The organism is Corallococcus sicarius (assembly GCF_003611735.1).
In the GTDB taxonomy this organism is placed as follows: Bacteria; Myxococcota; Myxococcia; order Myxococcales; family Myxococcaceae; genus Corallococcus; species Corallococcus sicarius.
Genome location: NZ_RAWG01000005.1, coordinates 64,122 through 80,642 on the forward strand (window position 1 = coordinate 64,122; position 16,521 = coordinate 80,642).

Genomic DNA, 16,521 nt, shown 5'->3' on the forward strand with positions numbered 1-16,521 from the left:
GACACAGGGATTCTGAATGGTTCAGGCGGCGGCCTGATGTGCTGCCGCCTGTGCCGTCAGCGGGTAGGACTTGCCCAGCTTCTGTCGAGCGGAGTCGACGCTGAAGCGCCAGCGGATGCGGGCGCGAGAAAGATTGCGCTGGCGCTGCCATCGCGCGACCTCGCGCTTGAGGGCCTTCACGTCGCCCAGTCGCCGGCCCAAGCACTGGCGCGTGAGGATGCTGATTTCAATCTCCACCATGTTCAGCCAGCTGGCGTGCTTGGGCACGAAGTGAAACTCCAGCCGACGCAGGAGTCGGCGCGCCTCCTCGGGCGGAAACGTCTCGTAGAGGGCCGCCGCGCTGTGGGTGGAGAGGTTGTCGAGCACCACCCGCACCTGCGCCGCGTCAGGGTAGTGCTCGTCAAGGAGGGCACGCATCTGGTGGGCAAAGTCCTTCGAGGTGCGGCTGGGCGTGACGTCCACGTGGCGCAGTCCCGCGTGCACGTCCAGGTGCACGAAGAGGTTGGCCGTGCCGTTGCGCTGGTATTCGTAGTCATAGCGGCGCGGTCGTCCCGGGGCCGCGGGCACTGGCGTGCGCACTTCGCCGATGAGTTGCACGGGCGTCTCGTCGAAGCACACCAACGGGCGTGCCTTGTCCGCGGGTGCTGCGTACAACTCCAGCACGTCCTCCATTCGCGCCACGTACTCGGCATCCACCTTGGGGATGCACCACATGCGCCGCTGCCAGGGCTTCAGCTCGTTCTCTTCCAATCGCCGACGCACCGTCTCGCGCGAGAGGCCCGGGTGCTCGGTCAGACGTACCATCTCGTCGGCGAGTAACTGAAGCGTCCAGCGGGCCCGTCCTGCTGGCGGCCCCGAGCACGCGGTCGCTACCAGCAAGGCCTCCTCCTTGCCACTCAGTTTGCGCTCCGCGCCCGCGCGCTGCTTGTCATGGAGCGCGTGCTCGACGCCTCCTTCCACGAAACGGCGCTTCACTCGGAAGACGGTGGAGGCTCCTACCTGCACGCTTCGAGCGATGGCCTCGTCGGTGCGTTGGGCGTGCGCGGCCAGCAGCACCTGGGCACGCTTGACGTGGCGCACGCGCGCGGTGCCTCCGGCCACCAGGGCTCTGAGTTCCTGCTTCTCCTCTGCGGTGAGGGTCACACGGTGGCGTACATTCGTGGGCATCCAGCGCTCCAGCAAAGAGTGGAGACGGACTACCCACAGGCACCGCGTGTCGATTCCTTCCGAACCACCGCGCTTCACGGAACTGCAGGGCCAGTACCTGGCTTTCATTTACGCCTACTCGCGTATCCACCGACGGGCGCCAGCTGAAGCCGACATGCAACGCCATTTCGGCACCAGCCCCCCCACCGTGCACCGCATGGTGCTGGAGCTTGAACGCCTGGGCCTCATCCGGCGCAGCGCCGGCCAGGCGCGTAGCATCGAACTGCTTGTCCGGCCGGAGGCCCTACCCATCCTGCGATAGGCAGGGGCCTATCTCAACCGGTCAGAACCTCTGTGTCGGCGTACTAGTCGGTGCCGGACTGCTATCTCCGAGGCGGAGGGGCGCGGTTATGCTGCTGCGATGCATCGACCATTGCCCCTCTGCCTCCGCCTTCTCGTCGCCCGCGCTCCTCCTCGCGGGCCGTCACGCATCGGATCAAGTAGTACTAAGCCACTTCCTTATCGCGCAGCTTAGCGATGGCCCAATCGCACCATGCCGACAGAGTGTGCCCGGACTGCCACAGCTCGGCAGCGACTCCAAACCGAAGGGCAGCTTCGTTGCGGATAGGAACATGCTCAGCCTGTGCGCGCTCCACGAGTTCCCAGGTCGACGCAACACTTCCTGAAATCGTATTGACGAATCGAGAGTGTGCAGCGACTTCTTCCGGGGTCCACGGACCAGCGAGACGCTCTGGAGCTATTCCTCTCAGGTCCACTACACAGAGGACGTAGTCCGGCGTGCGGGACGCGGTCGCAGCCTGTGTTGGGGTCAACCTGACTTCTCCTGAAGTGGTCGCCTTGACCTCAAGGAGCAGTCGTTCCAGTCCGAGGTAAGAGGACGCATCATCAAGCAATTCCTCGCCAAGGCGCGTCTCATAGTCGAAGCCGCGGTCCACCAGTTCCAGCACGAGTCCTCGTTCCTGCAAGGCCGTACGCAGGGCCTCCTGCACCGCGAGCCCGAAAGACTTTGCAATGGCTACCCGGCGTTCACTCGCGCGCTGCTCCTCCGCCGCTGCGAGAGCACGCTCCAATGCATCCGGATCCGACTGCGTCCGATCAATGAGTTCCGCAAGTACGTCGCGGATGCGCTTTGATTCCTCTTCCGAGCAGCCTAGGAGACGTAGCTCAAGCCGGTCGAAGCCGAAAACCTCGGCGAGAAAATCAAGCGCCTGAAGGTTGTCCTTCAGCCACTCTCGATCAATCAGGTCCCGAAGAACCGCCGGTGATGGTTCGAAGCGGGTTTGTTTCCCTTCTTTGTCAGTCACCGGAATCCAGGCACGTGAAAGTAGGTCGGCAACCCAGAGAGCTGGCCTTAGTTCAACCGAGAGTTCCCTGCCACCCCCGCGTGCCGGCACCGTCACGAAGGTGCGCCACCGTTTGTCGCGGACAACGATATCGGTGAGGATCAACCCAAGAAGAGCCTGGACGTGCTCGGGCTCAGTACAATGGTTAAGGACTTCGCGCGATAGCAGTGCAACGGACGAGCAGGGCTGGTCGCGTACTGTGAGCCCGCTGGTACTCGCTGGGCCACGAACGAGCGCGGCGAGACGCCGTTCCTTGATTTCAGATGAGACGTCCTCTTGTAACGGGTCCGTATGCGCAATGCCCCAAGCCTTGAGCCCTTTCAGTGCATCGGAGAATCCATCGGCGCGGTCATAGGCGACATGCATCACGCGCTGAGCCGGGTAAACAATGGAGTAGGGACGCGCTGTCTCCGGCCACGTCGAAACGGGCGCCATGATCGGATTGTCCCGGTGCCATCGATAGTATTCGCTGGGCTTCGTCGTCGCGAGTGGCACCCTGCGCGCCAGATCGCCAGCGCCCATTGCTTGACTCGACCACATATGCGCGAGGAGCGCGGTTCCAGCCGTCACGACATACTCAGGCGTGAGATTTTTCTTCGACTGGACGGCCTGATCCAACGCCGAAAGGCACCTATCGAGAGCGGCGTCCTCCGTAATGGTTGGCGTCACGACTTTATCCAGAAGACCTTCAACGCGTGTGAGGCTATGCTCGCGCGCAACATTGAGCACCTCCAGGTCGAGCAACGATGCGCGGAGGTCGAGCTTTAGCTTCTCGGCGGCTAGCTTGGTGCCCTCAAGCACTCCGAGATCGCGCGTCAAGCAAGAATGAATAACAAGCTTGCTGTGCTGGTTCAGGAGCAAGTGGTCGAGCCACTCGGGCCTAAACGCGCCTGCGGCTGAGGCAACGCTGGCGAGTTCGTAGAGGTTTGCGAGCCATTCGAGCCGATTGCCCGTGACCACGAGAGCGTCAAGCGGCAGCGCCTCTCCGGGTTTGGGCTCGCTGGCGAGGGCAAATTTCCGGAAATCGGCCAGCCCGATAATGTTTAAGCCTTCAACGCCGAGCGCTCTCCATTCCTGTGCAATTAGAGACCAGTCCCGATTGATCTTCTTCTCGGGAACGTCGAGTTTTCCGCACCGAGATGCCAAATCCCAAAGCGCGTCCACATTAATTTTTTCCGGATGACCCAACTGTGGCTCGCCTAAGAAATCTGCATGCCATTCGCCCACGTTCGGGACGGCACGCCCGGCCCCCCTTGTTGTGTTGATGAGAGGCATTTCGGCAGTATTTGCGGCTTTCGATTTCAGTCGCTCGGTCCACCAGCCCCTCTCGAACTCTTGCAGCGCGCCTTCCGCTACGGGCCCTATTCTGGCAAGCCAGTGCGCTCCTTCGATGTTGAGCTTGTGCGCAACCATGGCTGCCAGAACGAGGGAGTCCAAGGCGGCCTCTACAAGTTCACCACCTTGGTCCTTCAGCAGAACTTCCCGTCGTTCCTGATCAACATTGAAATGCCCATCTAGCACCACTTCCGTGCGGAGAAACGTTGTCTCTCGGATGGGGAACCGACGAAACACGCGGGGAAAGGATGAGGGCAATCGAACGAGCTTCCGGTTCTGACCCTCTGTTTCCGAGACAAAGATGGCCGAGGCGTCCGGCTGCGCCTGTGTTGAAAGAATGTGGGCGACAAATATTTGAGTCCCGTTGGTTGACTCCCTCTGGACAGGGCGCTCGCGGTAGGAAAGGCCCTCCATCGCAGGTTGCTGGAAGGCGCTCGCAAGCCATCGCTCCGTTATCTCTTCTTGTTCCAGCACGACCTCGTCAAGCTTAGGGCAGGTCGCGAATAGGTAAGGGAGCGCCGCTCGGAAAGTTTCTAGCCCGTGTTCGAGTTGTTTCTTGTCCTCCATCCGGTAGACGAAGCGCGCAGATGGCTCGCGATTAATCTCGTTTAGTGGCTGGGCGGAAAGGAGCGCGGTTTTTGCTGTGTCGATGTTTGCGAGTATTTGATCCTCGTTGCCGCCGCGGTCGAGGCTAACCGAGAACCATTCGAACCCGGTTCTTGTTGCGAGAATCCCGCTAACCTCAGCCCGTTCGGAGAGCACATGCGTGACAAGGAAGCCGGTTCCAAAGCGACCAGTGGTATCCTCCCCTTCGAACTCCTTGCTTGAACCGCCGCTCAGAAGCGCGGCGAGATCCCGCGGTTGGAAGACGGCGCCGTCATGCTCAAAGAGGAAGCCGTTCTCCTTGGCCGCCAAGCGAATGCGTATGCCAGTACGTCCGGGCCTCGGCCCTGCGTCGTGCGCGTTTTGAAGAAGTTCGAACGGCCAGCGTCCGCCAGCGTCCATCGCCTTGTTTCGTGCTTCGGTCACACGTGTGCGGATACGTCGCGCATCATTGCGACTGAGTTGGTGCTCTCTCGCTTCTTGGTACTCCCCCAGCGCCGATTCGGACATGGTGTCCCCCGTCTTCCTGGATCGTCAAATATGACAGACGTTAGTGGAGGGCCCGACAACCCAACGCACTTGTTGGGTGCGCTATCCACCGTACGTGCGCCCAATCGCCTGCAAACAGCCCAGATTGCATGCGCTCCTCCAAGACTATCAGCGGGTACTCTTCGCATGAAGGAGCTGCCGCTCATCGCGAGGGACAGTAGCGAGCCCTCCCTGGGGCGTCGAGGAGTTGGGGACTCACCCTTGAGAGGTATGGACGAAGAGGCTGCGCTCTACCTTCGGACGTGTCGCGCCTGAAGGCGTGGGCGAGCGGCTTCTGTAGAGTCTCTGCCCGCGGGCGGAGACAGAGACGTGCGGGCACGGAGCGATTCTTCGGGGCGGTCTTCGGCTTTCAGAGAGAGACTCACCAAGAGCCGGAGTAGCGGCTTGACGAGGGGAGTAGGGAAGGCGGCATCATCCCGGCATGAGTCAGGCCTCTCCTTCTCAACCGCTTTCGCCTCCTCCTTCGCAGCCGACGCCGCCGAAGGGGATGCCCGTTCTTGTCATGCTCATCGCCTCCTGCTTCGTGCTGGCCTTCATGGGCTGGGTCATGAGGCTTGGATACCCTGGAGCGGTGCTGGGAGTGGGCGCCCTCGCTGGGTCCATCGCAATCTTCAGGAAGAAGGACTCCAAGCACCGCAGCGCTGCCGTCATTAGCGCAATTGCTTCTGGCATTGTCGTCTTCGGCGCCATCGGGAGCGGGAACGAGAAGTCCCGCAGCGAGGCTGCGAAGACGGCCTCCATCGAAGAGGCGCGGCAGAAGGCGGAAGCAAGTCGCGCTCATGAAGAGGACGTGTCCTCGCGCATTGCTGCGCTGGTTGCGTCGACGGCTCCCCAGGAGGCCGTCGACCTCTGCAGCAGCTTTGGGGACGTCGGAGCCATCCCCGAGAAAAGCCGCGCCGGGTGCGGTGCGGCGTACCTTGCCAAGGGCCGCGAGTCGCTGGCCGCCGCGAAGCTCGCAGAGGCAGTGCCCCTCCTGGAGAGGGCGAGTGCCTTGTCTCCAGGCAACGCAGACGCGGCGACCGCGCTTTCGAGCGCGAGGGAGCTGCGCGGCAAGGAGGACTTCAAGAACAAGGGGCCGGAAGTCTCCGCTGGGCTGGCGCGTGCATTGGCCCATGCCAAGGCGAAGGAATGGGAAGCGGCGGAGGCGGAGTTGAACGCTGCTGACGCCACCCTGAAGGGGTTCGAGGGACTCGAGGTCGCCAAGTCGAAGGAGTGGAGCACCCTGTCGGGCCAGGCCGCCCAGCAACGGAAGCGCATCCAGCCGGGGTTGGAGAAAATCCAGCTCCAGCGCGCGGCCGAGAAGCTGATGGTGGAGATGCGCGGGGAGAAGCCTAAGAACTCAGGCTGGGATGGCTCCGTGCTGGAGGTGAAGCAGTACCTTCGGCAGGTGATGAATGACCCCGACAGTTACGAGCATGTCTCGACGTCGGCTCCTGTTGCCCGCGATGCCTACTGGATTGTGAAGAGCTCCTTCCGCGGGAAGAATGCCTTCGGAGGGAAGGTCCTCAACACGAGGTACTTCTTCATCCAGCGGGGGCAGGTTGTCCGCGTGGAGGAGTAGGGCGGATTGACTATCTCGACACGAAGGAGAGCGTCTCCTCTTGCCACCTTGCTGCCGAACCTTTTCCCGCAGTTGCGACGGTTGGGACAATGGCCGCCGAATCAGCGCTCTGCTTTCGATGGGCCTAACAAGCTATGAAATGTCATCCGACGCTGCGCCTTGCGTTCCGAGCCCGATGGCTGCGGGCCGCCGTTCTGTCTGTGTGCCCTCTTGGAATCGTCGCGGCGCTTGCGACGTCGTGCAGTCGCGGCGAGCCCGGGCCTCCGGACTTACCGAAGCAACCAGATCGATGGGTGACTTCGATTGCGCTGGACGCCGACAGCAAGACACGGCACGTCGGAAAAACTAAGGACTACTTGATAACGCAAGTCAGCGCGTTTGAGGCGGTGAACGGAGTGCAGTCCGTCAGCGTGGGAGACGACATCGCTGGAGTCCGAGTCGGCGCTATCCGGTGTTCGTTTCACCATCGGGATGCGAGCTACGGCGGCGAGCAGTACATGTGGCGCGGCCGATGGGCCTGTCTGGCGGGCAGGAGCAGAGAAGAGGTCGAAACGGCCGTCGCGGAGGACGGCACGAAACGGTTCGACTACATCCACGTAGCACCTGTCCGGCTGCAGGAGGAATGAGTCGGACAGCGAGGGACGAAGCTGTGTTGGCTGCGGGCTTGGCCACGAGCTTCTGAGGTTCATCTCGGAGAGTCCGTCTCGCTTGTGCCAGGCGGAAGCGCAGCCTCGCCTCAGCGGGGCCGTCGTGGCGGGCCGGTGGCGGCGGTCTTCTGCGCGAGCCTTGGGACCGCTCCGCACAGGCGCTGGCGAACGCGGGCGCATCCTCGGGCCGTCCTTCCTTGCCCAGCCGGAGCCACGACGGCGCGCGGGCAAGAGCCGCGAGGCGGGGCAGGGGGCCGGGCTGAGGACTCGGCCAAGAGCTTCTGAGAGGCTTCTCGGAGAGTCTGCGCCCCCGCGAAGAAATCGAGAATACCGAGTAACGGAGAGCCCTTTTTCGCTCTCTCGGTTAACAGGTGGCCGTTTTTGGCCTTCTGAAAGAGGGAAATGGCGCAACCCTGGAAGGTACGACATCGAAAGCCAGGGATTGTCAGAATCGGGCGCCCGCGGTGGTTAACAAAACTGTTAACCACTCTCGGCCGCTCTCTCCCCAAATCGGGCGAAAGAGCGCTTCAGAGGGCCCAGTTGGCGGCTGAGGAGGGGTCATCTCGCTCTACGGAGCCGAGCGCGGAGAACGCCCTCTGCAGCACCGCGAGCTAGAATCCCTTGTGATTCAGGGGCTTAAGCACGAAGGCCCCGCGATATGCATCGCGAGGCCCTTGTAAAACAAAAGGGCCCTACCGGTTGGTAGGGCCCTTCGTTTAGCTCCCCGACGTGGACTCGAACCACGGACATGGTGATTAACAGTCACCCGCTCTACCAGCTGAGCTATCGGGGAAGATGTCCCGTCGCGGCGGTGCGTTGCCGTGACGGACGCGATTTCTAGAGAACCGAGCCTGCCCTGTCAACTGTCCCGTTCAATCCGCTCTCCCGACTCTGCGTTCAGCCCTGGTCGGCGCTCGGTGGGCTTGCCCCCATTGTCTCGGACGCACTCGCCCGGATCCTCTCGGGGGACCCCGCCGAGCGTGTCCTCGACCGGACCCTGCGTTCGCACCGCGAGCTATCCCGTGAAGGACGTCAGGCGCTGAAGGAGGCCGTCTTCAACGTGGGCCTCTGGCGCCGCCGCCTGGCGTTCCTCCTGGGGGCGGAGGACGCTGCCCCGTCCCAGCTCCTCTTCGCGCTCCTGCACGGGCTGGCCGGCGTTCCTGCCCCGGAGGCCGCTGCCTGGTCCGGCCTGGACGCCCCCCTGCCACTGAACACTGGAGAGCCCCCTTCGCTGGCGCTCCGGGCCTCGCTGCCGGACTGGCTCGCGGACCACTTCGCCCGGGAACTGGGCCCCGAGGCGGAGGACTTCTGCGCCCACCTCAACGTCCCAGGCCCCATCACCCTCCGAGTGAACCCGGCCCGGCTGTCCCGGGAGGCCCTGGCCGCTCGCCTTGCCTCCGAGGGCGTCTCTACTCGTCCCGGCACCTGGAGCCCCCTGGCGCTCCACGTCGATGGACCCCGGCCGAACCTCTACGCCCTGGAGTCCCTTCGCGAGGGCCTCTTCGAGGTCCAGGACGAGGGCAGCCAGCTCCTCGGGCTCCTCGTGGAGGCCCGGCCCGGGGAGACGGTGCTGGACCTGTGCGCGGGGGCAGGGGGCAAGACGCTCCATCTGGGGGCCGCCATGGAGGACAAGGGCCGCCTCATGGCCTACGACCCGGACGCCGAGCGGCTGGACCGGCTCCAGCAGCGCTCCTCCCGCGCCGGCCTCACCCGCGTCCAGGTTCTCCGGACACTCCCCGCGCCGGGCCTGGGGGCCGACCGGGTCCTCGCGGACGTTCCCTGTTCCGAGCTCGGGTCGCTCCGACGGGGACCGGACCTCCGCTTCCGGCTCACCCCGGACGTGCTCTCCCGCTTCACCACCACCCAGCGCGACATCCTCGCCCGGGCCGGGGACGTCGTGCGCCCGGGCGGCCGGGTCGTCTACGCGACCTGCACCGTCAACCACGCGGAGAACCAGGACGTCGTCTCAAATTTCCTCCGCTCCCGCCCGGACTTCCGCTCCATCCGCCCGGGCTCCGGGTGGCTTCCGGACACCTGTATCCAGGACGGCTTCCTCCTCGTCACGCCGCACCGTCACGGCACGGATGGCTTCTTCGCCGCCGTGCTCGAACGCTCGGAGTCGGCGGGGTAGGGCGGTGCTCCCTTCACGGGGAGCAACCAGCCGAGCCCTCCACAGGGCCGCGTTCCTCCGTCCTGCGGTACTCAACGCTTCGGGCCCGGGCCACCCTGAATCACCGTGGCGCCTTCGCCCCCGGTGCTATGAAGCGCTGCGTGCGTTGGCTCAAGCCCCTTCCGCTCCGCCCCCGCGACATGGTGCATGTCGTCGCTCCCGCGGGTCCCTTTGAACAGGCCCCCTTCGAGGCCGGCCTCCGGATCCTCTCCGAGCGCTACACGCCCGTGCTCCGGCCCGACCTCGGTGCCTCGCACCGCTACCTCGCCGGGGATGACGCCCGACGCCGGGAGGAGCTGTCCCACGCGTTCCTCGACCGCGCCGCCCGCGCCATCTTCTGCGCCCGCGGCGGCTACGGCAGCTCGCGGCTCCTCCCCGAACTGCCGCTCGACAAGGCCGGGCCCGTGGCCTTCACCGGCTTCTCCGACCTGACGTCCATCCACTGCGCGCTCCAGGCGCTCGGCCGCGTCTCGCTCCACGCGCCCGTCCTCACGCAGCTCGGCCGGCAGTCCACCCAGGTCCACGACTACCTCTTCCGCCTCCTCGAATCCTCGGAGGCCCCGCCGCCCCTCTCCGGCAACGCCACCTACGTGCCCGGCACCGCCGAGGGCGTCCTCGTGGGCGGCAACCTGTCCGTGTTCTCCCGGCTCCTGGGCACGCCCTACATGCCGCCGCTCGACGGCGCCGTGCTCCTCCTGGAGGACGTCACCGAGCGCCCCTACCGCATCGACCGCATGTGGACCCACCTGCGCCTCGCCGGCGTCTTCGCCCGCGTGCGCGGCATCGTCCTGGGCGACTTCACCGCCTGTGAGGAGAAGGACGCGGCCTACTCCAGCGCGGATGTGCTGCGTGAACTGGCGCGGGACGCGAAGCTGCCTTGCGCCGCGGGCTTCCCCATCGGCCATGGCGCCATCAACTACCCCGTGGCGTTCGGCACGCAGGTGCGCCTGGACGCGGATGCCGCGCGCCTCACCTTCCTCGAAGGCGCGGTGAGCCCGGGATGAGCACCCACCCCATCGCCAACCTCCAGGCGGTGCTCGACGACGGCGTGGAGCTGGGCATCTTCCCCGCTGCCCAGGCCGTGGTGCTCCACAAGGGCCTGCAGGTGTTCGGCGGCGTCGCGGGCAAGGCCACCGGCGACACGCGCTTCGACCTCGCGTCCCTCACCAAGGTCGTCTCCACCACCGCGCTCTTCCTGCGCCTTTGGACCGAAGGCAAGGTGGGCCCGGACACGCTCGTGTCCCGCTACTTCCCCGGCTCGCCCGTGGGCGACGCGAACGCCACCGTCGCGGACCTGCTCTACCACCGCTCCGGCCTGCCCCCCTTCGTCCCGCTCTTCGCGGAGGTACTCAAGGCCCGGCCGGAGCTGCTCGACGCCGGCTGCCCCTCAATCATTCGCGCCCAGGCCCGCGAGGACGTGCTGCGCGCCGCCGCCGCCACGCCGCTCGAAGCCCCCGTGCGCACGAAGTCCGCGTACAGCGACGTGGGCTTCATCCTCCTGGGCGAACTGCTCTCGCGCGCCGCGGGCGCCCCCCTGGACACGCTCTACTCGCGCCACGTCGCCGAACCGCTGGGCCTCTCCGCCCGCTTCCACCGCCTCACCGACTTCCCCGTGGACGGCACCACCGCGCCCACCGGCGCCATGCGCCCGCGCGAACCCGCGCCCGGCCAGGAGTCGCTGTGGAAGGACGTGCCCTCGCGCCCGTCCCGCCCCGGTGAGGTGGACGACGACAACGCCTGGGTGCTGGACGGCGTCGCGGGCCACGCGGGCCTCTTCGGCACCGCCGTGGACGTGGCGCGCTTCGGCCAGGCCGTGCTCGAAGGCTGCGCCGGCACGCACGCTGGCATCGCCCCCGCGCCCCTGTGGTACCGGTTGCTCGCCACCGACCCGCTGGTCGCGGGCAGCACGCGCTCCATGGGCTTCGACTCGCCGTCGAAGGGGTACTCCAGCGCGGGCCGCTTCATTGGCGACACGCCTCCGGGCGCGGTGGGCCACCTGGGCTTCACCGGCACCAGCCTCTGGGTGGACCTGCGGCGCTCGCTCGTGGTCGCGCTCATCACCAACCGCGTGGCCCAGGGCCGTCAGGACCTGCGCATCCGCGACTTCCGCCCCGCCTTCCACGAACTGGTCGTGGAGGCGCTCGACCTCAACACCGCCCCCTAAGGGACAGCATGGCTGACGACAACGGCAACGTCCTCGACACCCTCGACCCGAAGTCCGTGCGCCGCATCCACCTGGTGGGCGTGGCCGGCACCGGCATGGGCTCCTTCGCCGGCATGCTCAAGGCCGCCGGCTACGACGTCACCGGCAGCGACGAGAACGTCTACCCGCCCATGAGCGACATGCTCAAGGCGTGGGACATCCCCGTACGCACCCCGTACGCGCCCGCCAACCTGGACGCGGCGAACCCGGACCTCGTCATCATCGGCAACGTCATCCGCCGCGTGAACCCGGAGGCCACCGCCGTGCGCGAGCGCGGCCTCAAGCAGATGAGCTTCCCCGCCGCCCTGGGCACGCTCTTCCTCGACCACGCGCACTCCGTCGTCGTCGCCGGCACGCACGGCAAGACGACGACGTCCTCGCTCATGGCCCACGTGCTGGTGTCGGCCGGGAAGGATCCGTCCTTCCTCGTGGGCGGCGTCACCCAGAACTACGCGGGCAACTACCGCGTGGGGAAGGGGCCGCACTTCGTCGTCGAAGGCGACGAGTACGACACCGCCTACTGGGACAAGGGCTCCAAGTTCCTCCACTACCGCCCGCGCACCGCCATCATCACGAGCGTGGAGTTCGACCACGCGGACATCTTCCGCGACCTGCCCCACTACGAGGCCACGTTCGAGAAGTTCGTGCGCCTGGTGCCGAAGGACGGCCAGCTCGTCGTCTGCGCCGCGTACCCCAACGCCGTGCGCATCGCGCGGGACGGTGGCACCGCGCCCGTCATCACCTACGTGGCCAAGGAGGGCGCGGACGCGGACTACACGCCCAAGGGCATCTCCTTCGGCCCGGACGGCGCCCGCTTCGACGTGGTGGAGCGCGGCCAGTCACTGGGCACCATCACGCTGCCGATGTCCGGCGCGCACAACGTGGAGAACGCGCTGGCCGTCATCGCCGCCGCGCGCGGGCTGGGCCTCTCCTTCGCTGAAATCCAGCAGGGCCTGTCCACCTTCCAGGGCGTGAAGCGCCGGCAGGAGGTGCGCGCGGAGGTGGACGGCGTGCTCGTGGTGGACGACTTCGCGCACCACCCCACCGCGGTGCGGGAGACCATCGCCGCCATCCACCACCGCTACCCGGACCGGCGGCTGTGGGCCATCTTCGAGCCGCGCTCCAACACCAGCCGCCGCAACATCCACCAGGAGGACTACGCGCACGCCTTCCCCGGCGCCACGCGCGCGAGCCTCAAGGTGCCCGAGCGCCACGACAAGGTGCCCGAGGGCGAGGAGCTGAACGTCCCGAAGCTCATCGACGCGCTGAAGGCCCAGGGCATCGCGGCGGACGGCGCCACCGACGTGCAGACGCTGGTGGACCGCGTGTCCTCCGAGGCGAAGCCCGGGGACGTGCTGCTCGTCATGAGCAACGGCGCCTTCGGGGGCTTCATCGAAAAGCTGCTCACCGCGCTGAAGGCCCGCGCCGGAAAGGGGACCTGAGGCCATGCGCCGTCCGCTCTTCACTTCGCTCAAGGCCCTGGGACTCCTGGGGCTCGCGGCAGGCTGTGCCGCATCTCCGTCCTCGCTGCCGCCGCTCACCGAGGCGCAGGGGCCTGGCCCCCGCTCCAGCAGCGCGGCCCTGGAGTCGTCGGAGGGCCCGTCGTCCCAGCCGCTGTCCTTCCAGGTGAAGCACTACCCGGACAACCGCCCCTACGACGTGAAGAGCGACCGCGGCCAGGTCGTCCTCCTGGACGTGTGGGCCACGTGGTGCGAGCCCTGCAAGGACGCGCTGCCCATGTACGCGCAGCTGCAGCGCGAGTACGGCAAGCGCGGCTTCAAGGCGTACGCCCTCAACGTGGACGAGGACGTGCGCGCCATTCCGGCCTTCCTGGAGGAGGCCAAGGTGGAGGTGCCCATCCTCCTGGACGCCAACGCGCTGGTGTCCGAGCGCCTGCTGAAGGTCCGGCTGATGCCCACCACCTTCCTGATTGATAGGCGCGGTGTCGTCCGGCACGTGCACGAGGGCTTCGCCGAGGAGTTCCTCCAGAAGTTCCAGACGGAAATCGAAGCGCTGCTCTCCGAGCCCGCGCCCTGACTTGAAGCCCCCCGGGAGATGCACCCATGGCTGACGCTTCCGACACGCCCGCCGCGCTGCGACGCACGGCGGAGGACGGCGCCCGGATGGCCGGACGCATCCTCCGGGAGCGCTTTCCGCAGCACCGCACCATCGAGTTCAAGGGCGGCATCGACCTGGTCACCGACGCGGACCGGGCCTCCGAGGCCGCGCTGCTGGACTTCATCCGCCAGCGCCACCCGCACCACGCCATCCTCGCGGAGGAGAGCGGCGCGTGGCAGGGCACCGACACCTTCCGCTGGCTGGTGGATCCGCTGGACGGCACCACCAACTACTCCCACCAGGTGCCGCACTTCTGCGTCAGCGTGGCGGTGGAGGGGCCGCAAGGCACGCTCGCGGGCGCCGTCTACGACCCCATGCGCGACGAGCTGTTCTCCGCCGCGAAGGGGGAGGGCGCCACCCTCAACGGGCTGCCGCTGAAGGCCAGCACCGCGGACACGCTGGAGCGGGCCCTGTTGTGCACGGGCTTCCCCTACGACGTGCGCGAGCGGCCGGACCTGCCCGTGGGCCTCTTTACCCAGCTCATCCTCCTGGCGCAGGGGATGCGCCGCACCGGCAGCGCCGCGCTGGACCTGGCGTACGTCGCGGCCGGCCGCTTCGATGGCTACTTCGAGTTCGGCCTCAAGCCCTGGGACATCGCCGCGGGCGGCCTGCTGGTGGCGGAGGCCGGGGGCGTCATCGTGCACATCGACGGGAAGCCCTTCGACGTGCTCAAGGGCGACGTGCTCGCGAGCGGTGCGGCGCTGGCGCCCACGCTGCTGGCCCAGGCGAAGCGCTTCCTGGCCGAGCTGCAGTGGACGTCGCGCGACTAGAAGAAGCTCTCCGGCACGAAGACGATGTCGCCGGCCTGGAGCAGGAAGTTGCGCTCGCGGCCCACGCCGATGTCCTCCACGGGCACGCGGATCTTCCGCTCCTGGCCGTCCACCACGCGCGTGACGAGCGTGTTGTTCTTCGCCGCGAGCTTGGTGAAGCCGCCCGCGAGCGTAATCGCCTGGATGATGGACACCTCGCCGTCCACCGGGAACGTGCCGGGCTTCTGCACCTCCCCGAAGACGAAGATCTTCTGCGAGTTGTACTCCCGCACCAGCACCGACACCTGGGGCCGGCGCAGGTAGCGCGACAGGCATTCGCCCAGCACGTCCGCCGCGGAGCTGGCGGTGCGGCCCGACAGCGGCACCTTGCCGCACAGCGGATAGTCGATGGTGCCTTCAGGCGACACGCGCCAGGTGCCGGAGTGCTCGGGCTCCTGGAAGACGCGCACCTCCACCACGTCGCCGGGGCCCAGGCTGCCGCCGGACGTCTTCGCGCGCTCCGCGCTGGAGGCCGGGGTGGGCGGAGGCGCGGGCGGGCGCGTGTCCGCGTGACACGCCACGTGCAGGGCGATGAGCGCGAGCAGCGCGGGGAGCAGGCGTGAGGAGCGGCGCGAAGAGCCCATGCGCACGGCCTAGTACGTGACGGACACCCGCGCATAGCCTTCGTGGCGGGTGTAGTTGAGGCCGCTGGCAGCCTGGGAGGACGACCGGGTGCTCAGCGTGTAGCCCACCGCGCCCAGCAGCCACGGGCGGAACTGGTACTCGGGGCCCACGTCCAGCGCCACCAGCGTGTCGCTGCGCGTGCCCGCGAAGGAGAGGAAGTCCAGCGCGCCCGCCGCGTGCAACGCCAGCCGCGTGCCCATCAGCGAGCGGGCCTCCGCGTAGATGCGATCATCGCGGAAGGTGCCGTAGGCGGCCACGGGCTCGAAGGCGCGCAGGTAGCCGCCCTTCACGGTGAGCGACGGGCCCCACAGGTACGTGCCCTCGGCCTGCGCCACCACGGTGCCGCCGCCGCCTTCGCCCAGGTTCTGGCTCCAGCCCGCCTTCGCCGTCAGCGTGATGCGCGGGGACACGAGCCCCGCGACGCCCGCCATCGCGTGCAGCAGGAGCGCGGACGGCGTCGTGGTGTCGTTGAAGTAGCCGCGGTAGGTGATGCCGGTGTCCGCCACCACCGCCGTCTTCGGCAGGAAGCGCCAGCGGCCCTCCACGCCCAGCCGCAGGTTGCCGTAGTTGAACTGGCTGGCGGTGAGCGGATCACACTCCGGCGTGGTGCAGCCCACGGGGGGCTGGCCGCCCAGGGGCTCGAAGAACTCCATCGCGTACGCCGCCGACGGCGACAGCTCCAGCGCGCCGCCGCCGGGCTTCCACTGCGCCCGCACGCGCGCCTCGTTGAAGAGGCTCAGGATGCCCGCGCCCAGCGCCACCGTGCGCGTGCGGTCCGAGCGCGAGAGCTGGTCACCCACCTCCACGGACAGCGTGCCCTCCGGGTCGAAGCGCAGCGCCAGGTCCGCGGCGCCTTCCAGGTGCGACGCCGCGCCGGAGCCCGGCGTGATGAGGCCCGTGTAGACGACGTAGTCCAGGTTGCCGCGCAGGGAGAGCGCCAGCTTCTGCGACGGCACGTCCAGCATGAAGCCGGGGCGCACGTGCAGCGCCAGCTCCCCGGACAGGTCCGGCGACAGCGGGCCGGTGCCGTCCTCGCGGAAGTAGCCCACGCCGCTGTCCAGCCGCGTCTCCAGGTCCAGCGTCGGGTGCAGCCGCCCGCTGCCCACCTTGAAGCCGTTGCCGCCCGGAGGGCGTCCGCCCATGCCGGCCTGGGCCGACGCCGTCAGCGGCAGCAGCGCCGCGAGCGCCAGGGCCTTGAGGGCCAGACGGAATGTCCCAGGCTGCGTCATGGTGTCAGAGGCGATCCGGAAGGGGAGGCGGTCGGCATAGCACGCGTGCCCACCCACCGGAACAATCCGTCGTCGTGTCGTGGCGCGATGCGTGAAGAGGGGCCGGACACTCAGTCGATGGGGCTGGCGGCCGGAGGCCGTACCGTGAGGTCGGGCGGGGGGG

At 67.3% G+C, this 16,521-nt stretch carries 13 protein-coding genes and 1 tRNA gene; 9 read left to right on the forward strand and 5 right to left on the reverse strand.

Annotation, left to right across the window (positions count from 1 at the left end):
- Positions 1-21 precede the first annotated feature (21 nt).
- Positions 22-1,167, reverse strand: coding sequence for an IS630 family transposase (locus D7X12_RS01615; RefSeq protein ID WP_120623498.1), 1,146 nt, complete (start codon positions 1,165-1,167; stop codon positions 22-24).
- Between the two features lie 46 nt (positions 1,168-1,213).
- On the opposite strand from D7X12_RS01615, the gene D7X12_RS01620 reads away from it, so the two are divergent.
- Complete coding sequence (locus D7X12_RS01620; RefSeq protein WP_120623499.1) at positions 1,214-1,468, forward strand: LexA family protein; 255 nt, start codon at positions 1,214-1,216, stop codon at positions 1,466-1,468.
- A gap of 184 nt (positions 1,469-1,652) precedes the next feature.
- Here the strand turns inward: D7X12_RS01620 and D7X12_RS42225 are convergent, their stop codons facing one another.
- Positions 1,653-4,958: a sacsin N-terminal ATP-binding-like domain-containing protein gene (locus D7X12_RS42225; protein WP_147443478.1), complete on the reverse strand. Its 3,306-nt coding sequence runs from the start codon at positions 4,956-4,958 to the stop codon at positions 1,653-1,655.
- Positions 4,959-5,499: 541 nt separating this feature from the next.
- On the opposite strand from D7X12_RS42225, the gene D7X12_RS01635 reads away from it, so the two are divergent.
- Together D7X12_RS01635 and D7X12_RS01640 are read left to right on the forward strand one after the other, a co-directional pair.
- Positions 5,500-6,558 (forward strand): transporter, encoded by a 1,059-nt coding sequence (locus D7X12_RS01635; protein WP_244224285.1) that lies wholly within the window; start codon positions 5,500-5,502, stop codon positions 6,556-6,558.
- Positions 6,559-6,851: 293 nt separating this feature from the next.
- The gene (locus D7X12_RS01640; protein WP_147443479.1) at positions 6,852-7,184 is read left to right on the forward strand and encodes a hypothetical protein; all 333 of its coding nucleotides are present in this window, start codon (positions 6,852-6,854) and stop codon (positions 7,182-7,184) included.
- Between the two features lie 741 nt (positions 7,185-7,925).
- On the opposite strand, the gene D7X12_RS01645 is transcribed toward D7X12_RS01640, so the two are convergent.
- Positions 7,926-7,998: transfer RNA gene (locus D7X12_RS01645), tRNA-Asn, on the reverse strand.
- Positions 7,999-8,136: 138 nt separating this feature from the next.
- Between D7X12_RS01645 and D7X12_RS01650 the strand changes: the two genes are divergently transcribed.
- The 6 genes from D7X12_RS01650 to D7X12_RS01675 all read left to right on the forward strand — a co-directional run bounded on the left by D7X12_RS01650 (position 8,137) and on the right by D7X12_RS01675 (position 14,466).
- The gene (locus tag D7X12_RS01650) at positions 8,137-9,336 is read left to right on the forward strand and encodes an RsmB/NOP family class I SAM-dependent RNA methyltransferase (protein ID WP_208718777.1); all 1,200 of its coding nucleotides are present in this window, start codon (positions 8,137-8,139) and stop codon (positions 9,334-9,336) included.
- Positions 9,337-9,464: 128 nt separating this feature from the next.
- Positions 9,465-10,379: a S66 peptidase family protein gene (locus D7X12_RS01655; RefSeq protein ID WP_120623505.1), complete on the forward strand. Its 915-nt coding sequence runs from the start codon at positions 9,465-9,467 to the stop codon at positions 10,377-10,379.
- Positions 10,376-11,539 (forward strand): serine hydrolase domain-containing protein, encoded by a 1,164-nt coding sequence (locus D7X12_RS01660; RefSeq protein WP_120623506.1) that lies wholly within the window; start codon positions 10,376-10,378, stop codon positions 11,537-11,539. The genes D7X12_RS01655 and D7X12_RS01660 overlap by 4 nt, the downstream gene beginning before the upstream one ends.
- An 8-nt stretch (positions 11,540-11,547) precedes the next feature.
- On the forward strand, positions 11,548-13,020 hold the full coding sequence (gene mpl, locus D7X12_RS01665; protein WP_120623507.1) for a UDP-N-acetylmuramate:L-alanyl-gamma-D-glutamyl-meso-diaminopimelate ligase: 1,473 nt from the start codon (positions 11,548-11,550) through the stop codon (positions 13,018-13,020).
- 4 nt (positions 13,021-13,024) lie between these two features.
- Positions 13,025-13,615 carry a TlpA family protein disulfide reductase gene (locus D7X12_RS01670; protein WP_120623508.1) on the forward strand — a complete coding sequence of 197 codons (591 nt, stop codon included), beginning with the start codon at positions 13,025-13,027 and terminating at the stop codon, positions 13,613-13,615.
- Between the two features lie 26 nt (positions 13,616-13,641).
- Positions 13,642-14,466, forward strand: a complete 825-nt coding sequence (locus tag D7X12_RS01675) for an inositol monophosphatase family protein (protein WP_120623509.1) — start codon at positions 13,642-13,644, stop codon at positions 14,464-14,466.
- Here the strand turns inward: D7X12_RS01675 and D7X12_RS01680 are convergent.
- Together D7X12_RS01680 and D7X12_RS01685 are read right to left on the reverse strand one after the other, a co-directional pair.
- Positions 14,463-15,089: a polysaccharide biosynthesis/export family protein gene (locus D7X12_RS01680; RefSeq protein ID WP_120623515.1), complete on the reverse strand. Its 627-nt coding sequence runs from the start codon at positions 15,087-15,089 to the stop codon at positions 14,463-14,465. The genes D7X12_RS01675 and D7X12_RS01680 overlap by 4 nt on opposite strands.
- Before the next feature lie 9 nt (positions 15,090-15,098).
- Positions 15,099-16,358 (reverse strand): hypothetical protein, encoded by a 1,260-nt coding sequence (locus D7X12_RS01685; protein ID WP_120623516.1) that lies wholly within the window; start codon positions 16,356-16,358, stop codon positions 15,099-15,101.
- Between the last annotated feature and the right edge of the window lie 163 nt (positions 16,359-16,521).

Bases quoted from the DNA above. Each gene is read 5' to 3' on its own strand.
- D7X12_RS01615 (WP_120623498.1), bottom strand. From the start codon at position 1,167: ATGCCCACGAATGTACGCCACCGTGTGACCCTCACCGCAGAGGAGAAG.
- D7X12_RS42225 (WP_147443478.1), bottom strand. From the start codon at position 4,958: ATGTCCGAATCGGCGCTGGGGGAGTACCAAGAAGCGAGAGAGCACCAA.
- D7X12_RS01635 (WP_244224285.1), top strand. From the start codon at position 5,500: ATGCTCATCGCCTCCTGCTTCGTGCTGGCCTTCATGGGCTGGGTCATG.
- D7X12_RS01655 (WP_120623505.1), top strand. From the start codon at position 9,465: ATGAAGCGCTGCGTGCGTTGGCTCAAGCCCCTTCCGCTCCGCCCCCGC.
- D7X12_RS01660 (WP_120623506.1), top strand. From the start codon at position 10,376: ATGAGCACCCACCCCATCGCCAACCTCCAGGCGGTGCTCGACGACGGC.
- mpl (WP_120623507.1), top strand. From the start codon at position 11,548: ATGGCTGACGACAACGGCAACGTCCTCGACACCCTCGACCCGAAGTCC.
- D7X12_RS01670 (WP_120623508.1), top strand. From the start codon at position 13,025: ATGCGCCGTCCGCTCTTCACTTCGCTCAAGGCCCTGGGACTCCTGGGG.
- D7X12_RS01675 (WP_120623509.1), top strand. From the start codon at position 13,642: ATGGCTGACGCTTCCGACACGCCCGCCGCGCTGCGACGCACGGCGGAG.
- D7X12_RS01680 (WP_120623515.1), bottom strand. From the start codon at position 15,089: ATGGGCTCTTCGCGCCGCTCCTCACGCCTGCTCCCCGCGCTGCTCGCG.
- D7X12_RS01685 (WP_120623516.1), bottom strand. From the start codon at position 16,358: ATGACGCAGCCTGGGACATTCCGTCTGGCCCTCAAGGCCCTGGCGCTC.